Raw genomic sequence first — 5,904 nt, 5'->3', positions numbered from 1 at the left:
TCGGGGACCACCTCAAGGAAGATTGCCATAGCTCATACGGGCAGTATGAGATAGCGGCCTGCTTCTGGTGGTTACAACAACAGCCGCACCAGGGAGCAAATATGGATTAATCTGATCAACCTCTCTCACGATATTATTTTCAAAAATATTTTTCGGCCTTTTTGGCTTACCTACGCCAATTATGACAACAGTTACACCTGCATTGTGCGCAGCGTTATTCGCCCATTTGAAAGAATGATGAGCAAAATTGATTTCTAACCCTTTAGTGAATAAATGTGGCCAGTAAATAGGAATTTGCGTACCTTGTGCCACAGAATTTGTTGTAACGAAGGCAAATTGCCCCCTTGATGCTGCACAAAGTCGGAAGCTTTCTCGATCCATCCAAAAACATAATCTAAAGAGGCACTAGATTTTATCTTATTACCAAGCAGTCTTTTTAGATCAGCTTTTTGTTCCCGATCTTGATTTCGTCTGCCAATATAAGGCGGGTTGCCACAAATATAGGTCTCTCCTCCCTCATTTTCGAAGTCGATCTGAGCCTGATCAAGAGGCGACCCAAACAAGTCATCGGCATGATGCTTTACCACAGTTCCAGTAGGCGGACAGATGCTGAGCCAGTTTAGGCGTAAGGCGTTATCGCAAGTGATCCAATTTTGAGAATCCAGTGGTAGGAACTCAGCCAAGGCGAGTTTTTTTCCACGGTAATGTAAATCACACTGGTATTCCGCAATTATCAGAGCCAACCGAGCAATCTCGGCTGAGAAGTCACGCAGCTCGATGCCGCGAAAATTGGTCAGCGGGATCTCCGTAGGCCGATTTGGTTCACCCCGGCGCTCGTTGATTTCGGCCTCAATGGCGCGCATCTGCTTGTAGGCGATTACCAAGAAGTTTCCCGAGCCGCACGCCGGGTCAAACACCCGGATTCTGGCCATGCGGTTACGCAGGTTCAACAGCTTGCGGGGGTTATCACCCGCTTCCTCCAGCTTCTCGCGCAGGTCGTCCAAGAACAGCGGGTTCAGCACTTTCAGGATGTTGGGCACGCTGGTGTAATGCATGCCCAGCGCGCCGCGCTCTTCGTCATCAGCGACCGCCTGAATCATGGAGCCGAAAATATCGGGGTTGATCTGGGTCCAGTCCAGACTGCCGATGTGTAATAGGTAGGAGCGCGCAATCTTGCTGAAGCGCGGTACCACCACGCTACCCGAAAACAGCCCGCCATTCACATAGGGGAAGCCTTCATTCGCCCAGCGGGGAATACTTGCCGTCGTGCGTTCGGCCAGTTTGGTATTCATGGCACGGAAGATTTCGCTGATTACCTCGTGGGTATTAGCGGAATCCCGTGCGCTCATCTGAGCCACAGTATCGGTAAACAGGCCGCGACCAGCGAAAATGTCGGTGTCTTCTGCAAAGAAACAGAAGATCAGCCTTGCCATGAAGTGGTTCATCTCGTGGCGCTGCTCCTCCGTACCCCAGTCAGGATTGTCCTTCAGCAGCTCCACATACAGCCGATTCAGGCGGCTGGTAGCGCGAATGTCAAAGGAACTGTCGCGCACCTGCTTGACCGTGGTGATGCCCGCCAGCGGTAGGAAGAAACCGAAATGGTCAGGGAAAGCCTCATAGGTGCAGGTCACCGTCTCACCAGTTTCCAGATCTTCAGCCTCAAAAAGCACGCCATCGGTTGCCAGGATGTAGCGCGCCTTGGCACGGGTGGTCGCCGGGCTGGCCTTGAGAGCCTCCAGGGTTTGCGTAATGGCTCCGGCATCCGCCACTGCGATATGGATATTGTTGGTCTGCAGCACGCCGCCAAGATCGGACTTGTTGGATGCACCTGAGCGCAGCCGTTTGATGGTAGTAGCCTTATTGCCGAATGCTTCCAGGAAGGCATAGGGGAATTCAGCCGGGTCAAAGGGCTGTTGTGCCAGATCCGATATTGCGGCTTCGATTTCTACTGCGTTCATGGTGTGCCATTTGTCCTGTTCGCCTTCTGGCGAATGCTACGTTTTTAGACGCTAAAATTTTCGCCGTCCAACTTACTTGGCGTTAGGCGGCTTTCATCTTCCACGGGTTGATTACCGCCACGCCTATTGCTTCGAAGCGTTCGGGAGCTCTCGCTGCCACGGCAAAGCCGTTGGCTAGGGTAATCGCTGCGATGTAGCCATCGGCGACAGTGAGCTCAGTGCGAGTTTCTCGTGCCTTCACCATCAGCCCGGCATAGGCCTGCGTACAGGGAAGGTCGAACGGAAGGACGCGCCCGGCAAACAGGGGTAGCGCCCGCTTCTCCAGGTTCTCCTGCAACTTCGTCCTGCGATCCCCTGCCGGGAGCAAGGCGATGCCAGTACGTAGCTCTGCCACTGTGATAGCGGAGAGGTAGAGAGTCTCCAGGGCTTGGGCGTCGATCCACTCGATAACGCACGGTTCTGGCTCCTGGCGCAGTGGTTCCGAGACGACATTGGTGTCGAGCAGGATCATTCGAAGTCCATCGGACGCGCCGGGGTCTTGTCGCGGACTTGCTCGAAGGCGGCGAACTCATCATCGGTCAGCTGAGCATGGCGGCCGATGTCGGCCAGAATGGACCCCAGCTTTACCCGGCCTTCGGGGGCTACAGCAGCCTCCAGGATCTCACGCACCTCGGCTTCCATACTGTGCCCGTGCAGAGCCGCACGGGCACGCAGGGCGCGGTGCACCTCGTCTGGTATGTTGCGAACTGTAAGCATTGCCATCGGTCGGTGATCCCTAAACGTCCATGAATGCATGCTATGGTTTTGCATGCACTACTGCAAGCTAGGCTGCATACAGCTCTATACGTATTGTAGGGTGGTCTTCGAAAAGAGCTCCGCCAGGGTAGTTGGACCTGGGACGAGACCGGCTGTTTGGTGATCGAAGCATGGTCAAAAAGCCGAGGTCGCGATAGTTACCATCGATTCTTACCCAACCACCTTGAATTTGACTACCCGCCCTCTCTACGCCGCTTCAGCTCAGCCCGCGCCCAAGCGGATGCTTCTTTCATATCCCGCCGCAGTTCGTCGAGCTCCTCGGGAGTCAGCCACCGAACCGCCGGCTCCCCGCTTTCTGGATGCGTCTCGCCGACCTGCTCGACGGTGTTGTCTTCCAGCTCTTTACGCCGTTGCCAGCGTGTCTGCCCGGTCATGTCTACCTCCTGGCGGAAAGGCGGCCATTGGCCGCCTGAGCTATTGCTGGTCAATGGCTCCCATAATGTCAGAAGCCAGTATCGGAAAATCCCGCCGCCTCTGAAAACGGGGTTCTTCCGTTTCCAGCTCCTACATCGTTGCTAGTGTGCGTGCTGCGTGGTGCCTCCTCGCGGCCCGAGTGGGCCGGACGGTTCACGAAAGCGGCAATCTCTGCCCCAAAGTTCCTCTCTCCCTCGACCGATAGCTCGACGGCAGGTACGAAAGCGGCTTCTGTGTAGGCCTCCCGCCCTTCGTCGAGCATATCCAGGGCTACCATAAAATGACGTTGTTTCATCGTGGGCTCTCCTTAGATGTCCTGCTGGCCACGGTTCACAAAGCTAGCTATCTCGTCATTACGATCCTGCTGACGTTCACTACCACCCAAGCTGTCGCTTTCGAACGAGGGAACAGAATCATCCGCTTCTGCGACCTCACTATCCCCTTCCGGCTTCATGCTCGCGCGGATGGATGACGCCATGCGGCCACCAGCGGTTTGATCAACCTTGCCCTGGAACTTCCCAGCCACCTTCGATCCGATCCCTTTAGCTAGCTCGCCAGCCGTTCCAGCTCCCAAGGATGCTGCTCGCTTGAATCCGCTACCGCCACCAGATCGGGAGCCAGAACCAGCGAAACCAGCCGCCTGCGCAAATGGGGTGTCACCGGTGCCAGCTTCATCTCCGGTGGAGCTGCTGCCACTCCCAACACCGCTGCTGTCACCTCCAGTGCCAAAGCTCGGCATGTCAGCTTCAGACCCCGACATATTGGACTGGGCTTTCTCGAAAGCAGCCTTGATGGCTGACCCGCTACCTACTGCATTCGCCGCACCGCCCAACATCGCATTCCCAGCCATCTTGCCCGCCGTGAGGGCCATACCTGCCGCTGATATGGCTGCTCCTACCGCAGCACCGGCACCGAATGATCCGATGCCCATTGCTCCCACGCTGCCACCCGAAACCAGGCCGGAAATCATCGGTGGAATCTTGTTAACCAGAAATAGCAGGATCACCGAAACGACCAACATCACGACCAACTCCTGGGACGCCATGTTCTCGCTCATCTGCGAGTAGTAGTGAGTAATGAACTCTCTACCGATGGCGACCAGGAGTACCATTGCCATCAACTGAGCCGCTATGCCGAGAATAGCCTTGTAATAGTTGATCGCCATGTCTGATGTCCAACGGGAGCCGCCAAATCCCAGGAAAAACACTCCCGCATAAAGCAGTATCCAACTGGCGGCTAGCAGCAGGAGCAGGTTAACGGAGATGATCGCCAACACCAGCAATACGGCCAAGGCCATCCCTTCCATCACCAACGCAGTGGCAAACTGTTTCCAGCTCAACTCTGACGTAGCTTTCACCGTCTGGTCGTACAGTTCAAAGCCGATATCGAGGATGCTGGACGGCCCCAGGTTACTGTTGGAAAGGCCACCGGCTTGTGCCCCAAGAGTTTGCAATGACTGTACGATGGTTCCCGCGATGTTCATGCCCTGAGTTGAGTTCGTCAGCAACCACCAGAAAAATCCTGTAAAGATGGTGAAACGAACAAGCTCGGCAAAGAACTCGCCAATGTCGGCCTTGCGCAGCGCCATCATGCCGAACGTCCAGACCATCGAGATCACTACCAGGGTCCAGAACAACCGACTGGCGGCCGCTTCGATAGCAGGCCCCCATGTGGATGCCGCATAGTGAAAGCGATCCAACACATCATCCATGATGTTGCTGCTGGATAACTCCTGAGCCATTGCGGTATCGGACAGCATGACGACGGCCATCACGCCCAAACCACCATATACGAATCGTTTCATACGACGCCCTCCCTCAATACCTGCCGGGGGAGCTGGGTTCGAACTCCCATTCCCGCATGCGTTGGGCCTTCTCGAACGACCGACAGGCTTCGGTAAAGGCTTTTCGGCTCGATTCTCGGCTCAGCTCGCTGATGGTCTGCTGAAACGCAACTGGCGAGCACGTGATCGCACTCGCCTCTGGTACCGTTTCCTGCTCACAACCTAACAAGGCAACAGCTGCCACAAGTGGGATGACCTTCTTCATCGCAGCCTCCTTAATAGCGACCTGCTGCGCTAGGTTGGTAATTCCAGGTACGCATCTGCCGTTCCCGCGCTTCCCCTCTGGCGTTAGCATCCAGTTCGGCAGCTAGACGGGCTGCTTCCGCGTTCTGCTGAGCAATCAGCAAGCTGCGGATTTGCAGGAGTTGGTTGGCCTGGTTACTGGCGAGCTGGTTGGCGTAACCAATGGCGGCAAGCTGGCCATCCGCGCCCTGGGCGGCGGATTGAAGACGCTCAAGCTGTCGAGCATCGGACACCAGGTTATCCTGTTGCTGATCCAGCCCCCGGAAGAGCGCATCGTTGGCCGCTTTTTGCGATTCAGACGCCAGGCGACGGTTTTCATCCATCGCTGCACGTTCGGCATCCGTGCAACCGCCGCCATTAAAGCAGGGAGAACTCCGGTAATACGCTACGTCCTGGAACTTGCCCAGGTAGGCATCGAGGCTGCCGAGCTGGTTCTGGTAATGCTGAAGTGTATTGGTGGCTTGGGTCAGATCATTAATCGTGGATTGTGCCCTGTCCCAGATATAAGCCGCTGGAGCCATGGTGTTTTGCAACTGGTTTTCATATTGCTGCAACTGCGCCTGATACTGCTCGACCTGCTTGAGGGTCTGGGCCACGGATTCCATTGCAGTCATGATCCCGGGATATTCA

Annotated in this window: 7 protein-coding genes and 1 pseudogene; all 8 read right to left on the bottom strand. The window is 55.7% G+C overall.

Translation table 11 applies throughout. The features are described 5' to 3' along the window. Nucleotides 1–12: 12 nt before the first annotated feature. Nucleotides 13–1,958 (bottom strand): annotated as a pseudogene (locus DOM57_RS21575) (class I SAM-dependent DNA methyltransferase). A gap of 82 nt (nt 1,959–2,040) precedes the next feature. Beyond that, nucleotides 2,041–2,469 (bottom strand): type II toxin-antitoxin system VapC family toxin, encoded by a 429-nt coding sequence (locus tag DOM57_RS21570; protein WP_110651805.1) that lies wholly within the window; start codon nt 2,467–2,469, stop codon nt 2,041–2,043. Next, complete coding sequence (locus tag DOM57_RS21565; RefSeq protein WP_239496375.1) at nt 2,466–2,714, bottom strand: FitA-like ribbon-helix-helix domain-containing protein; 249 nt, start codon at nt 2,712–2,714, stop codon at nt 2,466–2,468. Before DOM57_RS21565 ends, DOM57_RS21570 begins: the two co-directional genes overlap by 4 nt. Before the next feature lie 233 nt (nt 2,715–2,947). Continuing rightward, nucleotides 2,948–3,148 (bottom strand): hypothetical protein, encoded by a 201-nt coding sequence (locus DOM57_RS21560; protein WP_110651801.1) that lies wholly within the window; start codon nt 3,146–3,148, stop codon nt 2,948–2,950. Nucleotides 3,149–3,216: 68 nt separating this feature from the next. Beyond that, nucleotides 3,217–3,483 carry a hypothetical protein gene (locus DOM57_RS21555; protein ID WP_110651799.1) on the bottom strand — a complete coding sequence of 89 codons (267 nt, stop codon included), beginning with the start codon at nt 3,481–3,483 and terminating at the stop codon, nt 3,217–3,219. A gap of 12 nt (nt 3,484–3,495) precedes the next feature. Continuing rightward, nucleotides 3,496–4,992 carry a P-type conjugative transfer protein TrbL gene (gene trbL, locus DOM57_RS21550; RefSeq protein ID WP_110651797.1) on the bottom strand — a complete coding sequence of 499 codons (1,497 nt, stop codon included), beginning with the start codon at nt 4,990–4,992 and terminating at the stop codon, nt 3,496–3,498. 13 nt (nt 4,993–5,005) lie between these two features. Further along, nucleotides 5,006–5,236, bottom strand: a complete 231-nt coding sequence (gene trbK / locus DOM57_RS21545) for an entry exclusion lipoprotein TrbK (RefSeq protein WP_110651795.1) — start codon at nt 5,234–5,236, stop codon at nt 5,006–5,008. A 10-nt stretch (nt 5,237–5,246) separates the two neighbouring features. Further along, nucleotides 5,247–5,904: P-type conjugative transfer protein TrbJ (gene trbJ / locus DOM57_RS21540; RefSeq protein ID WP_110651793.1), on the bottom strand; the 658-nt coding region annotated here is incomplete at its 5' end.

The organism is Salinicola peritrichatus (assembly GCF_003206715.1).
Classification (GTDB): domain Bacteria; phylum Pseudomonadota; class Gammaproteobacteria; order Pseudomonadales; family Halomonadaceae; genus Salinicola; species Salinicola peritrichatus.
This window is presented reverse-complemented; position numbering and strand designations above follow the sequence as displayed.

Bases quoted from the DNA above. Each gene is read 5' to 3' on its own strand.
- DOM57_RS21570 (WP_110651805.1), bottom strand. From the start codon at position 2,469: ATGATCCTGCTCGACACCAATGTCGTCTCGGAACCACTGCGCCAGGAG.
- DOM57_RS21565 (WP_239496375.1), bottom strand. From the start codon at position 2,714: ATGCTTACAGTTCGCAACATACCAGACGAGGTGCACCGCGCCCTGCGT.
- DOM57_RS21560 (WP_110651801.1), bottom strand. From the start codon at position 3,148: ATGACCGGGCAGACACGCTGGCAACGGCGTAAAGAGCTGGAAGACAAC.
- DOM57_RS21555 (WP_110651799.1), bottom strand. From the start codon at position 3,483: ATGAAACAACGTCATTTTATGGTAGCCCTGGATATGCTCGACGAAGGG.
- trbL (WP_110651797.1), bottom strand. From the start codon at position 4,992: ATGAAACGATTCGTATATGGTGGTTTGGGCGTGATGGCCGTCGTCATG.
- trbK (WP_110651795.1), bottom strand. From the start codon at position 5,236: ATGAAGAAGGTCATCCCACTTGTGGCAGCTGTTGCCTTGTTAGGTTGT.